Source organism: Pseudomonas sp. IT-196MI5 (genome assembly GCF_949767415.1).
In the GTDB taxonomy this organism is placed as follows: Bacteria; Pseudomonadota; Gammaproteobacteria; order Pseudomonadales; family Pseudomonadaceae; genus Aquipseudomonas.
Genome location: NZ_CATKPZ010000022.1, coordinates 338,247 through 357,794 on the forward strand (window position 1 = coordinate 338,247; position 19,548 = coordinate 357,794).

Here is a 19,548-nt window from a genome sequence, read left to right on the forward strand (position 1 = left end):
GATGGCGCCAGTCCAGGCGCTAGATACGGAAACTGCCTACCAGCTGCTTCAACCGCGCTGCCTGCTGCTCAAGGTCCGAGCACGCGCGCAATGTAGATTGCAGGTTTTCCACGCCTTCCTGATTCAGCGTGTTGATCTCGGTGATGTCAACGTTGATCGACTCCACCACGGCGGTCTGTTCTTCGGTCGCGGTGGCCACCGACTGGTTCATGCCGTCGATTTCACCAATACGCAGCGTCACGCTGTTCAGGCGTTCGCCCGCGAGGTTGGCGATTTCCACGCTGTCCTGGCTGTGGCGTTGACTGTCGCTCATGGTGCTGACCGATTCCCGGGCGCCGACCTGCAGCTCCTCGATCATGGTTTGCACCTGCTGTGCCGATTCCTGCGTGCGATGCGCCAGGTTGCGCACTTCGTCCGCCACCACAGCAAAACCACGACCGGCTTCACCGGCACGGGCGGCTTCAATCGCGGCGTTGAGCGCCAGCAAGTTGGTTTGCTGGGAAATGCTGGTGATCACTTCGAGAATCTGCCCGATGTTCACCGTTTTGCTGTTCAGCGACTCGATGTTGGAACTCGATGCGCTGAGCATGCTCGACAGTTGATTCATCGCCACGATGCTGCGGTCCACCACGTGTTGACCTTCCTCGGCGAGGCTGCGGGCATCACTGGCCTGGCTCGACGCCTGAGCGGCGTTGCGGGCAATTTCCTGGGCTGCGGCGCCGAGCTGGTTGATGGCGGCTGCGACGCTGCTGGTGCGCGAGGCTTGCTGGTCGGAGTTGAACATCGACGAGTTGGAAGCCGCGACCACGCGCAACGCCACTTCGTTGACTTGCCCGGTGGCCGAGGACACTTCGCGGATCGAACCGTGAATGCGCTCGACGAAGCGGTTGAACGCAGTGCCGAGGGTGCCGAATTCGTCATTGTTCTGGATGGTCAGGCGTTTGGTCAGGTCGCCTTCGCCGTCGGCGATATCAGCCATGGCGCGGGTCATGACGTGCAATGGCTGGATCAGGATGCGAATCAGCATGCCCAGCAGGGCGATGATGATGGCCACGGCAATGACGGTCGCAACGACCGCCGAGGTGCGGAACTCGCTGAGCATCGAGAAGGCCTTTTCCTTGTCGACCGACAGACCGATGTACCAATTGACCGACGACAAGCCTTTGATCGGGGTGAAGGTCACGATGCGGGTTTTGCCGTCGACCTGGATTTCGCTCATTGCGCTGCTGATGGCCGGCGTGTCTTGCGGGTAGACATCCTTGAGCGTCTTCATCGCCAGCGCTTTGTCGGGATGTACCAGGATCTTGCCGTCGGAACTGACCAGGAAGGCATAACCCATGCCGTCGAAGTCCAGCGTGCCAAGGCTGTCGGCGATCACCTGCAAGCTCAGGTCGCCACCGACCACGCCGATGTTCTGGCCGTCCTTGATAACGCTGTCGACAATGGAAATCACCAGTTGTCCGGAGGCCAGATCAATATAAGGCTCGGTCAATGCCGAACCGCTGCTGGCTTGCGCGCTCTTGTACCAAGGGCGTGCACGTGGGTCATAGCCATCGGGCATCTTGCTGTCCGGGCGAATGATGAAAGAGCCATCCTTGTTGCCGAGGTAGGCGCCCATGAAGGTCGAGGTCACGGCTTTTTGTACAAGCAGCCTGGAAACGTTGTCGGCATCGGGATTGAGCGCGACAGTTTGTGACAGGTTTTCAATCAGCAGGCTGCGCCCGTTCAACCAGGTCTGGATATTGTTGGCAGTCACTGCGCCCATTTCCTGCAGATAGCTATCAAGGTCTTCGCGGATGGCGTTGCGCTGCAAATAGTCGTTGTACAGCGTGAATGAGGCGAAGGCGGCAATAACAATAAGGGCGGCGGCAAGCAGGATTTTATGGCTGAAACGCAGATTTTTGTTCATGGCTTGGGGTTCCGCTAAGGTCTTAATGTCCAGTGCGTGCTTTTATAAAGGGGCGCACGACGGGCAAGGTTGAAAGCAAGTGAATTTTCCGACTCTCCTTAGGGAAATTTCCGACCAGATCGTGTCTGACTGCTTTGTCGTTATCTCTATCGGCCGTGTAGGACCAAAGATTAATCATGGGTGACCAAATGCCTGACTCTCTGCAACTCGTTATCGGCGCCGATCTCAACGGGCAGCCGATTGCCCAGGCTATGCGTCTGGCGAACCGCCACGGTTTGATCGCAGGCGCGACCGGCACCGGCAAGACCGTCACTTTGCAACGATTGGCCGAAGCCTTCAGCGATGCTGGCGTGGCGGTGTTCGCCGCCGACATCAAGGGTGACCTGTGTGGCCTGGGTGCCGCTGGCAACCCCCAGGGCAAGATCGCCGAGCGGATTGCCGGGATGCCCTGGCTCAACCACAAGCCTCAGGCTTATCCGGTGACGTTGTGGGACGTACACGGCCAGTCCGGTCATCCTTTGCGCACAACCTTGAGTGAAATGGGGCCGCTGTTGCTGGGCAGCCTGCTGGAACTGACCGACAGTCAGCAGTCGGCGCTGTACGCCGCGTTCAAGGTGGCGGATCGCGAAGGCCTGTTGTTGCTCGATCTCAAGGACCTGAAGGCGTTGCTCAATCACCTGCGGGATAACCCCCGGTTGCTGGGCGACGATGCGGCATTGATGACCACCGGCTCCAGCCAGGCATTGCTGCGGCGTCTGGCGACCCTGGAGCAACAGGGCGCCGAAGCCCTGTTCGGCGAGCCGGCGCTGCAACTCGAAGACATCCTCCAGCCCACTGCGGACGGTCGTGGGCGCATTCATTTGCTGGATGCCAGCCGTCTGGTGCATGAAGCGCCAAAGGTCTACGCGACGTTCCTGCTGTGGCTGCTGGCCGAACTGTTCGAGCAGTTGCCGGAGCGTGGCGATGCCGACAAACCGTTGCTGGCGCTGTTCTTCGACGAGGCCCACTTGTTGTTCAGCGGTACGCCCCAGGCGTTGCGCGATCGTCTGGAGCAGGTGGTGCGGCTGATTCGTTCGAAAGGCGTGGGCGTGTATTTCGTCACCCAGTCGCCGGGTGACCTGCCGGATGACGTGCTGGCGCAGTTGGGTTTGCGCATCCAGCACGGTCTGCGTGCGTTTACGGCCAAGGAGCAGAAGTCCCTGCGCGCAGTGGCCGAAGGTTTCCGGCCGAATCCGGCGTTCGATGCGTTGTCGGTGTTGACCGAGCTCGGGATCGGCGAGGCGCTGGTCGGCACCTTGCAGGAAAAAGGCACACCGGAAATGGTCCGGCGGGTACTGGTGGCACCACCGCAATCGCGGATCGGGCCTTTGACCGAAACCGAGCGCACGATATTGATCGCAGGCTCACCGTTCAAAGGGCGTTATGACCAACCGATCGATCGCGAATCAGCCTATGAGGTGCTGATGGGGCGCAAAGGCCTGGCGCCCGAAGCTGAAGCGGAGCAGGGCAAACAGGAACCGAGTTTCACCGAACAGGCGGGAGAGTTTCTTGGAACCGCGGCGGGTCAGGCCTTGAAATCAGCGATGCGACAGGCGGCGAACCAGATTGGCCGACAGTTGGTACGCGGGTTGATGGGCTCGTTGCTGGGTAGCAAAAAACGCCGGTAGCGAGCGGACACAATCTGACTGTGGGAGCGAGCTTGCTCGCGATGGCGGCGTATCAGTCAACTTATGCATTGAATGTTGCATGGCAATCGCGAGCAAGCTCGCTCCCACATTGGATTTGTATCAGGCCCTGGTTTTGGCGTGCGCCGCCAGTCGCTCCAGCGCGGCCCGCAGATTCGGATCGCTGATGCCATCTGCGGTGGCCTGAATGGTCGCTGCCGCGTCGTTGGACAAATCCATGGTGTGCCCGGCCGCACCTTGCTGAACGGTCGGCGGTTGAACTTTGAACAGGATCCGGGTCAGATTGGCAAACTCGTCGAACAGTTGCAGTTGTCGTTGCAGGCGCTTCTGCTGGTAGCGCAGGCGGGTTGCCCAATGACCGTCGGTGACAATCAGCAACAAACTGCCTTCGCGCCACGAGGCCACGTGGCAATGTTCGCGAGCGGCGGGTTGCAATTGGCTTTCGAGTAAACGCTGCAGATGACCCAGGCGTTGAGCGTGGCCGAGAATGGCTTTCAGCGGCTTGGCTTCGCGTAGTAGAACGGCAGGTACTTTGGCCGTAAGTGGGCGAAATGCCATGATCAGACACCTGAAGTAACAGAGGCGCCATGGTAGCAGAAAGCACCGGATGCACCCGCCCATTGCTTTTGTGGGTGCTTTGCCCATTAAATCAACAACTAACTTCTGCCTTGAACGGCTTGAAGTTGAGCAAAACGCCCTTATTTTAAGTGAGCCCCGTCAAAGCGCTGTGCCAGCATCGTGGAATATCGCCACTTTCCTCTCCATCGTTTCCGGGTAGAATGCTCGTTCGCATGCGGCCATGAGGGCTGCACGGGCGACTCACGGGGCCGCCCTCCATCCCTTTAGTGTGGAAGATCCTGCCGATATGTTTGCGCCTTTGTTAAAGAAACTTTTTGGAAGCAAGAACGAGCGTGAAGTCAAACGCATGCTCAAGACGGTGCAACTCGTCAATGCCTTCGAAGAGCAAATGGTGGCCCTTTCGGACGATCAATTGCGTGCCAAGACCAGCGAGTTCAAGGCCCGCCTCGCGAAAGGGGAAACCCTCGACAAACTGCTGCCAGAAGCCTTTGCGGTCGCCCGCGAAGCCGGCAAGCGTGTCATGGGCATGCGTCACTTCGATGTCCAGCTGATCGGCGGCATGACCTTGCATGAAGGCATGATCGCGGAAATGCGTACCGGTGAAGGCAAGACCCTGGTGGCAACACTGGGCGTTTACCTCAACGCGCTGTCCGGCAACGGCGTGCACGTTGTGACGGTGAACGACTACCTGGCCCGCCGTGACGCCAACTGGATGCGTCCGCTGTATGAATTCCTCGGCCTGACGGTCGGCGTGGTCACGCCGTTCCAGCCGCCGGAGGAGAAGCGTGCTGCCTACGCCGCCGACATCACCTACGGCACCAACAACGAATTCGGTTTCGATTACCTGCGCGACAACATGGCGTTCAGCATGGAAGAAAAATTCCAGCGCGAACTCAATTTCGCCGTGATCGACGAAGTCGACTCCATCCTCATCGACGAAGCCCGTACGCCGCTGATCATCTCCGGTCAGGCCGAGGACAGCTCCAAGCTGTACATCGAGGTCAACAAGCTGATCCCGACGCTTGAGTTGCACATCGAAGAAGTGGAAGGCGAAGTCACCAAGGCCGGCCACTACACCGTTGACGAGAAGACCCGCCAGGTCGAACTCAACGAAGCCGGTCACCAGTTCGTCGAAGAAACGCTGACCCGCATCGGCCTGCTGGCTGAAGGCGAGAGCCTGTACTCGGCGCATAACCTGAGCCTGCTGACTCACGTTTACGCCGGCCTGCGCGCGCACAAGCTGTTCCATCGCAACGTCGAATACATCGTGCAGGACGGTCAGGTCGTACTGGTCGACGAGCACACCGGCCGTACCATGCCGGGTCGCCGCTTGTCCGAAGGCCTGCACCAGGCCATCGAAGCCAAGGAAAACCTGAACATCCAGGCCGAAAGCCAGACCCTGGCGTCGACCACCTTCCAGAACTACTTCCGTCTGTACAACAAACTGTCCGGCATGACCGGTACGGCCGACACCGAAGCGTTCGAGTTCCACCAGATCTATGGCCTGCAGGTCATGGTGATTCCACCGAACAAGCCGCTGGCCCGTAAAGACTACAACGACCTGGTGTTCCTGACCGCCGACGAGAAATACGCGGCAATCGTGGCCGATATCAAGGAAAGCATGGCCGCCGGCCGTCCGGTTCTGGTCGGTACAGCCACCATCGAAACCTCCGAGCACATGTCCAGCCTGCTGGTGAAGGAAGGCATCGAACACAAGGTTCTGAACGCCAAGTTCCACGAAAAGGAAGCCGAGATCATTGCCCAGGCCGGTCGCCCGGGCGCACTGACCATCGCCACCAACATGGCCGGTCGTGGTACCGACATCCTCTTGGGCGGTAACTGGGAAGTGGAAGTGGCTTCCCTGGAAAACCCGACCCCTGAGCAGATTGCCCAGATCAAGGCCGACTGGCAGAAGCGTCACCAGCAAGTGCTCGAATCGGGCGGTTTGCAGGTGATTGCGTCCGAGCGTCACGAATCGCGCCGTATCGACAACCAGCTGCGTGGTCGTGCCGGTCGTCAGGGCGACGCCGGTTCCAGTCGTTTCTACCTGTCGCTGGAAGACAGCCTGATGCGCATCTTCGCCTCTGACCGGGTGAAGAACTTCATGAAGGCCCTGGGCATGCAGCCTGGCGAAGCGATCGAGCACCGCATGGTGACCAACGCCATCGAAAAGGCTCAGCGCAAGGTTGAAGGCCGTAACTTCGACATTCGTAAACAACTGCTCGAGTTCGACGACGTCAACAACGAACAGCGTAAAGTGATCTATCACATGCGTAACACGTTGCTGGCTGCCGACAACATCGGTGAGACCATCGCTGACTTCCGTCAGGACGTGCTCGACGCCACCGTCAGCGCACACATTCCTCCACAATCGCTGCCTGAGCAGTGGGACGTGGCGGGCCTGGAAGCGGCGCTGCAGAGCGATTTCGGTGTGACGCTGCCGATCCAGCAATGGCTCGACGAAGACGATCACCTGTACGAAGAAACCCTGCGCGAGAAACTGATGCAGGAACTGATCGCTGCGTACAACGAGAAAGAAGACCAGGCGGGCGCCGAAGCGTTGCGCTCCTTCGAGAAACAAATCGTTCTGCGCGTTCTGGACGACCTGTGGAAAGACCACCTGTCGACCATGGACCACCTGCGTCACGGTATCCACTTGCGTGGTTACGCCCAGAAGAACCCGAAGCAGGAATACAAGCGCGAGTCGTTCACCCTGTTCTCTGAATTGCTGGATTCGATCAAGCGCGATTCGATCCGTGTGCTGTCCCACGTTCAGGTTCGCCGCGAAGACCCTATCGAAGAGGAGCAGCGCCTGCGCCAGGAAGCCGAGGCATTGGCCGCTCGCATGCAGTTCCTGCATGAAGAAGCTCCTGGCCTTGAGCAACCGGAAGTGTTGGGCGAAGAAGTCGATGTCGCTCTCGCTGCTGCACCGGTTCGCAGCGAGCAGAAGCTGGGTCGCAATGAACTGTGCTACTGCGGTTCGGGCAAGAAGTTCAAGCATTGCCACGGGCAGATTCAGTAAAACCCGTTTCATTCGCTGAAATACCCGCGCCGCGACCGGCTTTTGCCGTCGCGGCGTTTTACCATTCGAACCACCGTTCTGCTGAAACGGTGCTGACATCATTTATAAAGGAGCGCATTCATGGCTGTTGGTCTTGGTCCTTTGCCAACGTTGCACCCGGTTGCCGGTTTTGAACTCGGTATCGCCTCGGCCGGCATCAAGCGCCCGGGGCGCAAGGATGTTGTGGTCATGCGCTGTGTTGAAGGCTCCACGGTTGCCGGCGTGTTCACCTTGAACGCCTTTTGCGCCGCACCGGTGATCCTGGCCAGGCAACGCGTACAAGGCCCTGTGCGCTACCTGCTGACCAATACCGGCAATGCCAACGCCGGCACCGGCGAACCTGGCCTGGCGGCCGCCGAGCGCACTTGCGCCAAGTTGGCGGAACTGACCGGTGTCGATGCCAGCCAGGTGCTGCCGTACTCCACCGGTGTGATCGGCGAGCCACTGCCGGTCGAGAAAATCGAAGGCGCGTTGCAAGCGGCCCTCGACGATCTGTCGATCCATAACTGGGAAGCTGCCGCCACCGGCATCATGACCACTGACACCCTGCCCAAAGGTGCCAGCCGTCAGTTCCAGCACAACGGTGTGACCATCACCGTTACCGGCATCAGCAAAGGCGCCGGCATGATTCGCCCGAACATGGCGACCATGCTCGGCTACATCGCCACAGACGCCAAGGTTTCCCGCGATGTGTTGCAAAACCTGATGCTCGATGGCGCCAACAAGTCGTTCAACCGCATCACCATCGATGGCGATACGTCGACCAACGACTGCTGCATGCTGATCGCCACCGGTCAGGCCGCGCTGCCGGAAATCACCCGCGCCGAAGGCGAGTTGTTCGCCAAGTTGAAGCAGGCGGTGTTCGAAGTGTGCATGGATGTGGCCCAGGCCATCGTTCGCGATGGTGAAGGCGCGACCAAGTTCGTGACCGTTGAAGTCAATGGCGGCGGCAATCACCAGGAGTGCCTGGACGTTGGCTACACCGTGGCCCACTCGCCGCTGATCAAGACTGCATTGTTTGCGTCCGACCCGAACTGGGGCCGTATCCTGGCTGCTGTCGGCCGTGCCGGCGTTCCGAACCTGGATGTGAGCAAGATCGACGTATTCCTTGGTGAAGTGTGCATTGCCAGCCGTGGCGCGCGCGCGGCGACCTACACCGAAGCCCAGGGCGCGGCGGTGATGCAGCAGGAAGAAATCACCATCCGCATCGAGTTGGGTCGTGGCGATTGCAGCGAAACCATCTGGACCACCGACCTGTCCCACGAGTACGTGAAGATCAACGCTGAGTACCGCACTTGATCTATCGCTAGATCGAGTCGCTGCTATCGCGAGCAAGCTCGCTCCCACAGGGATTTTGGTGCTCACACCCTTTGTGTTTCACCTTCACCACTGTGGGAGCGAGCTTGCTCGCGATGACGGTCTGTCAGTCGCTAGCTAGACTGGCCTGTTCCCCCATCAAAAGGTCCCGACTATGAGCCTGCACCTGATCATCGGCGACAAACTGCTTTCTTCCTGGTCCCTGCGAGGCGCCTTGGCCCTCGACCTGACCGGCGCTACCTACACCGAAGAACTGATCAAGCTGAACCAGCCGGACACCCGCGAGCGACTGCTCAAGCATTCGCCGACTGGCAAGGTGCCGCTGCTGAAAACCGAACACGGAACCATCGCCGACTCGCTGGCGATTGCCGAATACCTGGCAGAACAGTTCCCGGCAGCCGGTCTTTGGCCGAAAGACATTGCCGCCCGCGCCCAGGCGCGCTCGGCGTGTGCGCAGATGCACAGCGGGTTCTTCGCCATGCGCGGCAATATGCCGTTTGATCTGAGCCATGACGCAGTACTGTCGCCGGTCCCGGCCGATGTCCAGGCGGATATCGAGCGCATGTCGGCGTTGTGGGCCGAGTGTCGCGTCGCTGCGACCGAGAGCGGTCCGTACCTGTTTGGCCGCATCACGTTGGCCGACGCGTTCTTTGCTCCCATCGCGGTGCGCCTGCGCACCTATCGGGTGAAACTGTCCGCGGCTGACGAAGCCTATGTCGAAACCCTCTATCAATGGCCGGCGTTCAAGGCCTGGCAGAAGGCCGGACTGGAGGAGCTGCAAAAGTGAAACGAGTCCATGTCGCCGCCGCCGTCATCCGCGATGGCAGTGGCCAAATCCTGATCGCCCGTCGTGCCGACTCACAGCACCAGGGTGGCCTGTGGGAGTTTCCTGGCGGCAAGGTCGAGGCCGACGAGTCGGTCGAAAACGCACTGGCCCGCGAACTCCATGAAGAGCTGGGCATCGTGGTCGGCGCGGCGCGCCCGCTGATCAAGATTCGGCACGATTACCCGGACAAACAGGTGTTGCTGGATGTCTGGGAAGTGTCGGCGTTTACCGGCGAGCCCCACGGTGCCGAAGGCCAACCGCTGGCCTGGGTTAAACCTCGTGATTTGTCGAATTACGAGTTCCCGGCGGCCAATCAGCCGATCGTCGCGGCCGCGAAATTACCCGCTCAGTACCTGATCACGCCGCAAGATCTGGAAACCCCCGCATTGCTGCGTGGTATTCAGAAGGCCATTGCCGGCGGCATCAAGCTGATCCAGTTGCGTGCACCGAACGGTTACGACCCGAAATACCGCGACCTGGCCGTGGATGCGGCAGGGCTGTGTGCCGGCAAGGCGCAATTGATGATCAAGGGGCCGTTCGAATGGCTGGGCGACTTCCCGTCCGCGGGTTGGCACATTACCTCGGCGCAGCTGAGCAAATATGCAGCGGCTGGCCGACCGCTACCGGCGTCGCGCTGGCTGGCGGCCTCGTGCCATAACGCTGAAGAGCTGGCGCTGGCCGAACAGATGGGGGTGGACTTTGTGACCCTGTCGCCGGTTCAACCGACCCTGACTCATCCTGGCGCCGAGCCGTTGGGCTGGGAGCAGGCGTCGAGCCTGATCGACGGGTTCAGCAAGCCGGTGTTCCTGCTCGGGGGAGTTGGTCCGGCTGAGGTCGAGAAAGCCTGGGCTGCGGGGGCACAGGGTGTGGCGGGGATTCGGGCGTTTTGGCCTGAGAGTTGATTCTCTAGCGAGCCTACCGGCCCCTTCGCGGGCAAGCCCGCTCCCACTGGTTTTGTGATCACCACAAATCCACTGTGGGAGCGAGCTTGCTCGCGATGAGGGCCTGACAGCCGCCGACTAAACCTCAGGTTTCACCGCCGGCTGCCATAGAATTTCGGCCACTCCCTGTCGCTTGGCAATCAGCCGCGCCATCACAAACAACAGATCCGACAACCGATTGATATACGCCAGGCCGACCCCGGCCAGCGGCTCAATCGCATTGAGTTGCTGACACCGCCGCTCTGCGCCGCGCGCCAGGCTGCGGCAGACATGGGCCTGGGCAATCAGTGCCGAACCGCCGGGCAAGATGAAATTTTCCAGCGGTCCCAACTCTTCATTCCACGCATCGATCGCGGCTTCCAGGCGTTCGATTTCCGCGGCATTCAACGCCTGATACACCGGCATCGCCAGTTCGCCACCGAGGTCGAACAATCGGTGCTGGCAAGGCGCCAAAACATCGATCACTTCCTGAAAGCCTGCAATGGCGTGCGTTTGTGCAGCCAATCCGGCCAGCAACACGCCCACCTGGCTGTTCAGCGTATCGACTTCGCCAATGGCCTCGATCCGCGGGTGATCCTTGGGTACGCGACGGCCATCGCCCAGTCCGGTCTCGCCTTTGTCGCCGGTGCGGGTGTAAATCTTCGACAAACGAAAGCCCATGGTTACCTCGATAGCAAATTGAGTTGTTGCGCGACAGGTGGCGTGCTCGCCAGGGGCAGGCGCAAGGTGAAGCACGTGCCTTGGCCCGGGGTCGATTGCACTTCCATCTGCCCCTTGTGGTTGTTGGTGATGATGAAGTACGACACCGACAGCCCAAGTCCGGTGCCCTGGCCGATCTCCTTGGTGGTGAAGAACGGTTCGAAGGTCCGTTTGCGCACGTTTTCGCTCATGCCGATGCCATTGTCCTCGACCTGAATTTCCGCCCACGGCGGATTCAGTCTGGTGCGCAGAATGATCCGTCCCGGCTCGCTGCTGTCTTCACGCTGGTGAATGGCTTGCGCGGCGTTTTTCAACAGGTTGAGCAGTACTTGCTCCAGCTCGTTGGCGGTGCCGGGGACCGGGCCCAGCGCCGGATCGAACTGGCGAATGATGGCCTGGCCCTTGAAATCGAAGCCGATCGCCAGGTCGAAGTCGTTACTGGCGATCTCCACCGCCTGGTCGATCAGTGCGGGCAGATCGCACGGAGCCATCTGGCGGGTGCTGCGACGGCTGAAGCTGAGCATGTGGGTGACGATTTTGGCGGCCCGGGCACCGGCCTGCTGGATGCCGTCGAGCAACTTCGGCACTTCGCGCAGTTGCAGATACTGATTGACCGCCGTCAGTTCGATGCCGGCCTGTTCGGCCACTTCAAGGTTCTTCGGCAAATCGGGGGACAGGCGTCGGCGAATGTTTTGCACGTTGTGCAGGATTGCCCCCAGCGGGTTGTTGATTTCGTGGGCCATGCCGGCGGCAAGACCACCCACAGAAAGCATCTTCTCCGACTGCACCATCATCTCTTCCAGGGACAGGCGCTGGGTGATGTCGTCGATCCGGATCACCACGCCACGCCCGGCGCCGCCCATCAATGGATAAAAGGTCAGGGCATAGTGGCGGGGCTCGTCATCCTTGAGCCAGGTGACACGTTCGATCTTGGCCACCGTATGCTGCTCGACCGTTTGCTTGAGTTGTGGCAAGAACGGCTTGAGCGGTTCGAAGGCGAGGAAGATGGGCTGGTTCAGGGCTTCGTCCAGGCGTGTGCCGGAAAGTGCGCTGGCTTCCTGGTTCCACTGCGTCACGTAGAGCTGTTCGTCGAGGGCGATCAGCGCCGATGGCATGGAGTCGATGATGCTGTTGAGGTAGTTCTGGAAGCCGGTGAGCTTTTTCTCGATCTTGCTGCGCACCTGGACTTCAAGCTCCAGTTTGCGGTTGGTGTGCCGGGTTTCTTCCGCCAGACCCTGGGCCTGGTCGTAGGCTGCCTGGGAGTCGTCCCGGGCCCGCTTGAGTTGCTGCTCCCGGGCCTCGATTCGCGAAAGCATGGTGTTGAACGCTTCCGCGAGGCTGCCGATTTCATCGTGGTTTCCTCGTGAAGCTCGCAGTGCGTAATTTTCTTCACGGGTTACCTGCCGGGACAGCTCTTCGAGCTGGTGGATCGGCCGGGTAATCAGGCGCTTGATTTGACGGGCGATGACCAGCCAGAGCAGCACACTGAAAATCAGAATCCCCAGACTGGCCGTCAGGGTCCCGGTATAGAACGCCACTGGCAATTCACTGCTGGCGACCAATAGCAAATGCCCCGGTGCCGCTCCGGGGCGGGGCAGGGTAATGACCTGGTTGCTGCGAAACTCGGTAACCTGCCAGTCTTCGATATGCCGGAACCGTTTCGGCAACTCCAGTTTGTCGCCATGCTGCAATTGCGCCAATTGCTCGCCTTTTCCGTCATACAGGACTGCCGCGCGCAACGGCGAATAGCTATTGAGTTCGTTTAGCAGGCGTTCGGCGCTTTGCGGCGAATCGAGGGCTTCGGAGGTCAGGCTCGGGTTGGATACCAGTCGGCCGATGGTCTGCAGGGCCTGGGGCGCCATGCTTTCCTGGGAGATGTAGTACGCGGCGCTGATAAAGGTCAGGTTGGCGACCAGCAGGACGGTGGTCAACAGCACTAGCAGGGCGGCCAGCAGTTTCTGGCCGACAGGCAGGTTTTCAAGACGCTGGCGCAATGGCATCGGGTTCATCGCTGAAAAGGAACAAGTGGCCAGCGTAGCCGCTGCTCAGTCGCTGGGCAATCCAAGGCTTTGCAGGCGGGCGACCAACCTTGACTCAAGCTGATTGAGATGAGGCAGGTTCAATTGATGACGCCCGGCCACTTTGCAGGCGTAACCCAGCAGGTAGCTGATTTCTGTGCGGCGCCGGCTTGTGACGTCCTGATGCATCGAGGAGTAGTTGGCTGCGGTGGCGTGAATCACCCGTTCGACTTCCAGCTGCAGGTTTTCGGCCGCTGCCGGCTGACCACAACGCTCAAGCAACTCCACCAGTTCGCCGCACAGAGTAGCGACTTCGCAGTGATGTTGCTGCAAACCGCCGTTGCGGCAATCGTGCAGTACCGTCAGCGGATTGATCGCACAGTTAAGGGCGAGTTTGCGCCACAACCTGGTCAGGATTTCGGTGCTCCACTCGTGGGGGATACCGGCAGTGCTCAGGTCATCGAGCCAGATCGGCGCTATCGGATGGCTCGCATCCCCCAGCCAGGTGAAGCCATGCCCGGCAAACACCACGCGCCAATCACCCGCGCGGTAGGCGCCTTCGGTGCTCGACGCATAGATGCAGCGTGCCTGAGGCACCTGTGCCGCCACCGCGTCCTGACTGCCCAGGCCATTTTGCAGCAGGATCAGTTCGGCACCTGGGGCCAGGCGTGGCGCCAGTCGGGCCACCGCGCTTTCGGTATCGTAGGCCTTGCACGCCACCAGCAGACGGTTGATCGGTTGGGTGCTGTCGGCTGTCTCGGCGGGCACGGCATAGCGTTGCGCCTCGCCGTGTTCCACCAGTGTCAATCCACCGGCCGCCTCATAGGCCTGCAGCCTCGCGGTGTCCCGCAGGACCAACCTGACCGGCGCTCCAGCGCGTGCCAGACGTGTCGCCCATAAAGTGCCGAGGCTGCCGGCACCCAGAACATGCCAGGTGGTAGACATCAGCTTTTTGCTCTGTTTAAGGCGTGCATCGGCAGCTCACAGTGAATGATGGGAAAGACCCGTTATAATCAGCGCGGATTTTAACCGCAAGCCAGGCGTGCTCCGTCAGTGCGCCTTTAAATTTGGAGAGATTACATGCCGTCGTTCGACGTGGTATCCGAACTGGACAAACACGAAGTCACCAACGCGGTCGAGAACGCCGTCAAGGAACTCGATCGTCGTTATGACCTGAAAGGCAAAGGCAGCTTCGAGTTCAAGGAAAAAGACCTGACCGTCAACCTGACCGCGGAAGCGGATTTCCAGCTCGAAGCGATGATTGAGATCCTCAAGCTGGCTCTGGTCAAGCGCAAAATCGACGTTCAGTGCCTTGAAGTCAAGGACGCGTTCGCGTCAGGCAAGCTGATGAAGCAGGAAGCCGTCCTCAAGGAAGGCATCGACAAGGAGCTGGCGAAGAAAATCGTCGCTCACGTCAAAGATGCCAAGCTCAAGGTCCAGGCGGCCATTCAGGGCGAGCAGGTTCGTATAACCGGCAAGAAGCGTGATGACCTGCAAGAAGCCATTGCGGTGCTGCGGGCCAAGGAATTCGGTATGCCGCTGCAGTTCAACAACTTCCGCGACTGACCTTGGAAGCGGGAACCTCTTGGCGTTTACGACGTCGCAGATCCAAGCAACGGCAGAAACGATTTAGCCCGTCGTGGTTCGATCTTTCTGCCGCTTTTTTACGCAGGCCGGGTAGCCGGAAAACAGGAGAGAGTAGATGGACTTAAATGCCGAGGTAGACAATCTGGTCAAGGTATCCCAAACCTGGATCCCGATGATCATGGAATACGGCAGCCGTGTACTGCTGGCGGTCATTACCCTGGCCATTGGCTGGTGGCTGATCAACAAGGTCACGAAAAAGCTCGGCGGCCTGATTGCATTGCGTAATGCCGACCTGGCGCTGCAGGGCTTTATCAGTAGCCTGGCAAACATCATCCTCAAGATCTTGCTGATCGTCAGCGTGGCCTCGATGATCGGGGTGGAAACCACATCATTCGTTGCGGCAATTGGTGCGGCGGGTCTGGCCATTGGCTTGGCGTTGCAGGGCAGCCTGGCGAACTTCGCAGGTGGCGTGCTGATTTTGCTGTTCCGTCCGTTTCGTATTGGTGACTGGATCGAGGCTCAGGGTATTGCCGGTACTGTCGACAGCATCCAGATTTTCCATACCGTACTGCGTACCGGTGACAACAAGACCATCATCGTGCCTAACGGCAATCTGTCAAATGGCATCATCACCAACACCAATCGTCAACCGACCCGCAAAGTCGTGTTTGATGTAGGCGTCGATTACGAAGCGGACTTGCAGAGAGCCCGAGAAGTGTTGCTGGAACTGGCCAAGGATCCGCGTGTATTGATTGATCCGGCGCCTCAGGCAGTCATATCGACATTGGGCGACAGTTCTATCACTGTTTCCCTGCGTGTTTGGGTGAAGACCGCGGATTATTGGGATGTGATGTTCATGTTCAACGAACTGTCCCGTGATCGCCTGAGAGAGGCGGGCATTGATATTCCATTTCCACAGCGGGTTATTCGTGTGGTTCAGGAGTCGGCGGTGCAGTAAGGGGGGCGGTTAGTGCCTGGCTTCTTGGTCAGGCATGTACTGTAGAGTCTGTTTGGTTAAATGTTGTACAGCAGACAACGAAAAAGGCCCATCCGAAGATGGGCCTTTTTTTGATTACCGCGAACTAACTTTCTGCGATTACAGAATGTTGAGTGGGTAGTCGGTGATCAGGCGGAACTCAGAGATATCGCCTTCGCCTTCGTCAGTGTTGGCAGAGTGCCATGCTTGACGGATGCGGAACGACAGATCTTTGGCTGGGCCGGTTTGAATGACGTACTTGGCTTCCACGTTGGTTTCGTGGTGTTTGCCGTCTGCACCGTACAGGCCGGCGTAGGGGCTGTTCGCTGGAGTGTTGGTACCGTCGATGTTCCAACCATTCACGTAACGGACCATGAAGCTCAGGCCAGGTACGCCGTACTCGGCCATTTTCAGGTCGTAACGGGCTTGTACCGACTTCTCGCCCGGAGCGTTGAAGTCAGAGTACTGAATGGAGTTGGCGAGGAAGATCGAGTCGCCACCGCGGTTGTTTTTACCCACACCGATGTAGTCGAACGGGGTATCGCCGTTGACCTTCTGGAAGCCCAGGGTCACGGTGTGTGCTTTCAGGAACGAGTAAGCAGCAGCCAGGGAGTAGGCGGTGTTGCTGATTTCGCCTGCTTTAGCGTTACCGGTATCCTGAGTGTTGTAGATGTTACCGTCGAAGTTGATCGAGTTGTCACCGCCCAGTGCGAGGGTGTAGTTCGCGTTGGCGTAGTACTGGTTCCAGACGTCTTCGAGCTTGGCACCGTAGAGCGAAACACTCAGGTCTGGGGTAATGCCATACTTGCCGCCGAAGTAGTCGATGGAGTTGGCTTGCACGCCAGCGTAAGTAGCCCACAGGTCGCCGTCACGGGCGTTGCTGTCCTGGCTGGTTGCCGAGTAGAAGTGACCGGCTTCGAGGTCGAGGTCTGTAACTTCGCTGCTCTGCAGTTGGATACCGCTGGCAGTTTGGTGAAGGATACGGGAACCGCCTACAGCGAACACTGGAGAGGTGCTTGGCTGCATGTCGCCGACTTTCAGTTCGGTCTTGGAGATGCGGAACTTGGCGGCAGCGCCGGCTTTGCCCTGGTTGTTGTTGACCTGGCCATCACCGTCCACGGACATGTTACCGGAGCCTGCGTATTTGTCGGAACCGTCCAGCTTAATGGCCAGTTGGCCCCAAGCTTCAACGCCAACACCGATCAGACCTTGGGTGTAGCCAGAGCTGTACATGCCCTGAATGCCCTGGGTCCAGTCTTTGTCATCGACTGCGCCGTCTTTCTTGTTACGGTTGTAGTAGTAGTTGCGAACCAGCAGATCGAGTTTGCTGTCTTCAACGAAACCTTTGGCTTCGGCCTGGTCGCTTACGAAAGGTGCGGCTACTGCCAACTGAGTACTGGCTGCTGCTGCAACTGCCAGTGCGATCATGCTCCACTTCATCACGCGCATCGTGATTTGCTCCTTTGGTTTTAGAAGAGTACTGCCGTCCCACCTGTTTTTTTATCTGGGCGGCTCTTTCTTTTTGTGTCGGCGCAAACTTATATCACGCCGACAATGTTGGCGATACTTGCGTATCTAACCTTTCGCCTTCTTTACGACCCTGTCGCAAACAGCGAGGTAGATGTCGCAAATTTCCAGCTCCAGCGCAACCGGGCTGACAACGTTAATGCTGTTTTTCGAGCCTTGGCGCCGGTAAAAAGAGTCCTGGTGAAACGTTTGAATCTCCATCGGGCTACCTTGCCGCTGTCTTTTTTTGCCTGAAGACTTCCGCTTCCAGCGGGTGTCACATCAGGTGATGTTGAGTATGTCTGCAACAATCGTGCACAAATTTCAGTTTCGTTGCAATTTTTTTCAAATGACAATCTGATGCTGCAAACACCTCATAAAACCGGGGGCAAGCGCGTTTAGTTTGAGCTTGACGCCTTGCCTGGCATCATGTTGCACCCTTCTGGGCGACTGTCTTATAAGCAAAAATGTTACCGGTTCACCCCGCCGCTGAGTAAAAGGCGGATGTCGAAGCACACAGCGTAGACCCGCTGTGCGGTTTTGGTGCGAAATTTTTTAGTCTGGTACTGAATTCATTCCTGTTGATCGCGTGTCTGGCGCGAACTCTTCGTTGTTAATCAGTCATTTCGGCGGTTTTTCGCGGCCGATCGGTGCTGTAGTGGTGCGTAGCAGCGAAAAATGTCTCATTCGGGGGCGGGGTGTCAGCTTTTTGCAGGCGCTGGTGACCTCTGTGCAAGGTTCGTCGTGAAGCATGCGACGTTCGCAGGTATGCTGCCGTCCGGTCGTTTGGCGCGCCGTCCCGTCAGGATGAGCGCTAAGCTGAAAAATGATGATCCGGCGGGAGTGCGCACAGTGTTCGCTTTAGATCCACGACTTCAACAAGATACGTTACCGATCGGGGACTTTCCGCTCTGCCGGTTGCTGCTGTCCAACGATTCGAACTATCCCTGGTTCATCCTGGTACCTCGTCGCGAGGCTATCAGTGAGATATTTCAGTTGGATGTCGCAGATCAGCAACAGCTTTGGCAGGAAACAACTGTGCTTTCGCAAGTGCTCAAGGACTCGTTCGATGCGGACAAGTTGAATGTGGCGGCGCTGGGCAATGTCGTGAGTCAGTTGCACATGCATGTGATTGTGCGCAAGCGCGAAGATGCCGCCTGGCCAGCGCCAGTTTGGGGTAAGCACCCGGCAAAACCCTACGGTTCGGAGCAGATCGCCGCGATTCGCGAACGTTTGCGCTTGATTTTGACCGATGATTTTACGTTTCTGGAGGGCTGAATCATGAGCCTGGAAGAACGCGTTACCGAACTTGAAAGCCGTCTGGCGTTTCAGGATGACACCATCCAGGCGTTGAACGATGTGCTGGTGGCGCAGCAGCGGGTGGTCGAGCGCCTGCAGCTGCAAATGGCTGCGCTGCTCAAGCGGCAGGAGGAAATGGTCGGCCAGTTCGAGTCATTCGAAGAAGACGCGCCGCCGCCCCACTATTAAATAAATCGCAGGCATGAAAAAACCGCGGACAGCTCGGCTGTACGCGGTTTTTTTTAGCCTTGAATCAGCGGCGCGGCAGCGCGGCGATCACATCTTCGGCTTGCAGGCCCTTGTCACGATTCATGACAGAGAACTCCACGCGCTGGCCTTCTACCAGGACGCGGTGACCTTCACCGCGAATGGCCCGGAAGTGGACGAAGATATCGTCGCCGGAGTCGCGGGAAATAAAGCCGAAGCCTTTGGATGTGTTGAACCATTTGACGGTGCCGGTATCGCGGTTGCTCATGTCGTAGCTTGGCGAGGTGGCTGCCGGTGACGATTTGTAGAAGCTGATGCCCAGATGCAGGACAACAGCGATGAAGGTTGCGACCAGGCTGAACAGAACGGCGGGTTGACCGGCGATGACAGGCATCGGTGCGATCAGTGTCAGGGTTTGCAGGACTACCGCCAGAACGAGCAGGGCGCTGACCAGGTTTTGCAGCTGGTGGCGCGGACCTTTGTTCCAGTAAGGGATGACAGGTGCAAGCGTGAGGTTGAGCAGGCCGAAAAAGGCCAGGTACAGCGCATCAGGTTGTTGCAGGTAAGGTAAGGCTTCGGATTGCAGGCTAGGGACGAAGGACAGCAGCAAGGCCGCTGCGCCTATCAGTAGATGGACGATTTTCAACATTTTGATTAACTCACGTTAAGACAGTTCACAAGGAAGAGCTGATGGCGCACGGTTCGCTTCAAGATAATAAAGAGGCGTTGGACACGTACCCGGTATCAGCCTATGCGCCGTGCCCGGAAAAAATAGGCACTGGCGACACGCTGCCTATTTAACAGCAAAGCCGCAGGCTACTCAAATCAGGGCGTCCGGCGGCTCGTTTGAGGCAATTTGCCGCGGGTTGGTCGAAGTTCAGAGGCTGTGATGCGACGACAGGCTTGCTAGAGAGGTTGGGTGCCTGTTGGATGAAGCC

General features: G+C 58.7%; 16 protein-coding genes. 9 read left to right on the forward strand and 7 right to left on the reverse strand.

The features are described 5' to 3' along the window. Nucleotides 1-19 precede the first annotated feature (19 nt). Nucleotides 20-1,909 carry a methyl-accepting chemotaxis protein gene (locus ACM6IK_RS15865; protein WP_414875077.1) on the reverse strand — a complete coding sequence of 630 codons (1,890 nt, stop codon included), beginning with the start codon at nt 1,907-1,909 and terminating at the stop codon, nt 20-22. Between the two features lie 188 nt (nt 1,910-2,097). On the opposite strand from ACM6IK_RS15865, the gene ACM6IK_RS15870 reads away from it, so the two are divergent. After that, a complete protein-coding gene (locus tag ACM6IK_RS15870; protein WP_414875078.1) occupies nt 2,098-3,576 on the forward strand; it encodes a helicase HerA-like domain-containing protein in 1,479 nt (492 codons plus the stop codon). Between the two features lie 120 nt (nt 3,577-3,696). Here the strand turns inward: ACM6IK_RS15870 and ACM6IK_RS15875 are convergent, their stop codons facing one another. Continuing rightward, the gene (locus ACM6IK_RS15875) at nt 3,697-4,152 is read right to left on the reverse strand and encodes a DUF721 domain-containing protein (RefSeq protein WP_414875079.1); all 456 of its coding nucleotides are present in this window, start codon (nt 4,150-4,152) and stop codon (nt 3,697-3,699) included. 307 nt (nt 4,153-4,459) lie between these two features. Here ACM6IK_RS15875 and secA point away from each other — a divergent pair, with 307 nt between their 5' ends. The 4 genes from secA to ACM6IK_RS15895 all read left to right on the forward strand — a co-directional run bounded on the left by secA (nt 4,460) and on the right by ACM6IK_RS15895 (nt 10,279). Continuing rightward, nucleotides 4,460-7,195, forward strand: a complete 2,736-nt coding sequence (gene secA / locus ACM6IK_RS15880; RefSeq protein WP_414875080.1) for a preprotein translocase subunit SecA — start codon at nt 4,460-4,462, stop codon at nt 7,193-7,195. 120 nt (nt 7,196-7,315) lie between these two features. Further along, the gene (gene argJ / locus ACM6IK_RS15885) at nt 7,316-8,533 is read left to right on the forward strand and encodes a bifunctional glutamate N-acetyltransferase/amino-acid acetyltransferase ArgJ (protein ID WP_414875081.1); all 1,218 of its coding nucleotides are present in this window, start codon (nt 7,316-7,318) and stop codon (nt 8,531-8,533) included. A 172-nt stretch (nt 8,534-8,705) separates the two neighbouring features. Continuing rightward, nucleotides 8,706-9,338 carry a glutathione S-transferase family protein gene (locus ACM6IK_RS15890; RefSeq protein WP_414875082.1) on the forward strand — a complete coding sequence of 211 codons (633 nt, stop codon included), beginning with the start codon at nt 8,706-8,708 and terminating at the stop codon, nt 9,336-9,338. After that, complete coding sequence (locus ACM6IK_RS15895) at nt 9,335-10,279, forward strand: Nudix family hydrolase (RefSeq protein ID WP_414875083.1); 945 nt, start codon at nt 9,335-9,337, stop codon at nt 10,277-10,279. The genes ACM6IK_RS15890 and ACM6IK_RS15895 overlap by 4 nt, the downstream gene beginning before the upstream one ends. Before the next feature lie 117 nt (nt 10,280-10,396). Here the strand turns inward: ACM6IK_RS15895 and ACM6IK_RS15900 are convergent, their stop codons facing one another. Genes ACM6IK_RS15900 through ACM6IK_RS15910 form a run of 3 tightly spaced genes read right to left on the reverse strand, consistent with a single transcriptional unit; the run spans nt 10,397 to nt 13,980 of the window. After that, nucleotides 10,397-10,978, reverse strand: a complete 582-nt coding sequence (locus tag ACM6IK_RS15900) for a cob(I)yrinic acid a,c-diamide adenosyltransferase (RefSeq protein WP_414875084.1) — start codon at nt 10,976-10,978, stop codon at nt 10,397-10,399. A 2-nt stretch (nt 10,979-10,980) separates the two neighbouring features. Continuing rightward, a complete protein-coding gene (locus ACM6IK_RS15905) occupies nt 10,981-13,017 on the reverse strand; it encodes a sensor histidine kinase (RefSeq protein WP_414875085.1) in 2,037 nt (678 codons plus the stop codon). Between the two features lie 45 nt (nt 13,018-13,062). Continuing rightward, on the reverse strand, nt 13,063-13,980 hold the full coding sequence (locus tag ACM6IK_RS15910) for a putative 2-dehydropantoate 2-reductase (RefSeq protein ID WP_414875086.1): 918 nt from the start codon (nt 13,978-13,980) through the stop codon (nt 13,063-13,065). A 135-nt stretch (nt 13,981-14,115) separates the two neighbouring features. Between ACM6IK_RS15910 and ACM6IK_RS15915 the strand changes: the two genes are divergently transcribed. Continuing rightward, a complete protein-coding gene (locus ACM6IK_RS15915; protein WP_007977344.1) occupies nt 14,116-14,601 on the forward strand; it encodes a YajQ family cyclic di-GMP-binding protein in 486 nt (161 codons plus the stop codon). 136 nt (nt 14,602-14,737) lie between these two features. Then, nucleotides 14,738-15,580, forward strand: coding sequence for a mechanosensitive ion channel family protein (locus ACM6IK_RS15920; protein WP_414875087.1), 843 nt, complete (start codon nt 14,738-14,740; stop codon nt 15,578-15,580). Nucleotides 15,581-15,718: 138 nt separating this feature from the next. Here the strand turns inward: ACM6IK_RS15920 and ACM6IK_RS15925 are convergent, their stop codons facing one another. Continuing rightward, on the reverse strand, nt 15,719-17,047 hold the full coding sequence (locus ACM6IK_RS15925; protein ID WP_414875088.1) for an OprD family porin: 1,329 nt from the start codon (nt 17,045-17,047) through the stop codon (nt 15,719-15,721). Between the two features lie 909 nt (nt 17,048-17,956). On the opposite strand from ACM6IK_RS15925, the gene ACM6IK_RS15930 reads away from it, so the two are divergent. Then, nucleotides 17,957-18,382 carry an HIT domain-containing protein gene (locus ACM6IK_RS15930; RefSeq protein WP_414875260.1) on the forward strand — a complete coding sequence of 142 codons (426 nt, stop codon included), beginning with the start codon at nt 17,957-17,959 and terminating at the stop codon, nt 18,380-18,382. A gap of 3 nt (nt 18,383-18,385) precedes the next feature. Further along, complete coding sequence (locus ACM6IK_RS15935) at nt 18,386-18,592, forward strand: SlyX family protein (RefSeq protein ID WP_414875089.1); 207 nt, start codon at nt 18,386-18,388, stop codon at nt 18,590-18,592. 64 nt (nt 18,593-18,656) lie between these two features. Here the strand turns inward: ACM6IK_RS15935 and ACM6IK_RS15940 are convergent, their stop codons facing one another. Further along, nucleotides 18,657-19,259 carry a cold shock domain-containing protein membrane protein gene (locus ACM6IK_RS15940; protein ID WP_414875090.1) on the reverse strand — a complete coding sequence of 201 codons (603 nt, stop codon included), beginning with the start codon at nt 19,257-19,259 and terminating at the stop codon, nt 18,657-18,659. Nucleotides 19,260-19,548: the final 289 nt, after the last annotated feature.

What these genes read in the sequence shown, in the direction of transcription:
- ACM6IK_RS15900 (WP_414875084.1), bottom strand. Translation starts at nt 10,978, where the DNA reads ATGGGCTTTCGTTTGTCGAAGATTTACACCCGCACCGGCGACAAAGGC.
- ACM6IK_RS15915 (WP_007977344.1), top strand. Translation starts at nt 14,116, where the DNA reads ATGCCGTCGTTCGACGTGGTATCCGAACTGGACAAACACGAAGTCACC.
- ACM6IK_RS15940 (WP_414875090.1), bottom strand. Translation starts at nt 19,259, where the DNA reads ATGTTGAAAATCGTCCATCTACTGATAGGCGCAGCGGCCTTGCTGCTG.
- ACM6IK_RS15865 (WP_414875077.1), bottom strand. Translation starts at nt 1,909, where the DNA reads ATGAACAAAAATCTGCGTTTCAGCCATAAAATCCTGCTTGCCGCCGCC.
- ACM6IK_RS15870 (WP_414875078.1), top strand. Translation starts at nt 2,098, where the DNA reads ATGCCTGACTCTCTGCAACTCGTTATCGGCGCCGATCTCAACGGGCAG.
- ACM6IK_RS15905 (WP_414875085.1), bottom strand. Translation starts at nt 13,017, where the DNA reads ATGCCATTGCGCCAGCGTCTTGAAAACCTGCCTGTCGGCCAGAAACTG.
- secA (WP_414875080.1), top strand. Translation starts at nt 4,460, where the DNA reads ATGTTTGCGCCTTTGTTAAAGAAACTTTTTGGAAGCAAGAACGAGCGT.
- ACM6IK_RS15925 (WP_414875088.1), bottom strand. Translation starts at nt 17,047, where the DNA reads ATGCGCGTGATGAAGTGGAGCATGATCGCACTGGCAGTTGCAGCAGCA.
- argJ (WP_414875081.1), top strand. Translation starts at nt 7,316, where the DNA reads ATGGCTGTTGGTCTTGGTCCTTTGCCAACGTTGCACCCGGTTGCCGGT.
- ACM6IK_RS15875 (WP_414875079.1), bottom strand. Translation starts at nt 4,152, where the DNA reads ATGGCATTTCGCCCACTTACGGCCAAAGTACCTGCCGTTCTACTACGC.
- ACM6IK_RS15910 (WP_414875086.1), bottom strand. Translation starts at nt 13,980, where the DNA reads ATGTCTACCACCTGGCATGTTCTGGGTGCCGGCAGCCTCGGCACTTTA.
- ACM6IK_RS15935 (WP_414875089.1), top strand. Translation starts at nt 18,386, where the DNA reads ATGAGCCTGGAAGAACGCGTTACCGAACTTGAAAGCCGTCTGGCGTTT.
- ACM6IK_RS15890 (WP_414875082.1), top strand. Translation starts at nt 8,706, where the DNA reads ATGAGCCTGCACCTGATCATCGGCGACAAACTGCTTTCTTCCTGGTCC.
- ACM6IK_RS15920 (WP_414875087.1), top strand. Translation starts at nt 14,738, where the DNA reads ATGGACTTAAATGCCGAGGTAGACAATCTGGTCAAGGTATCCCAAACC.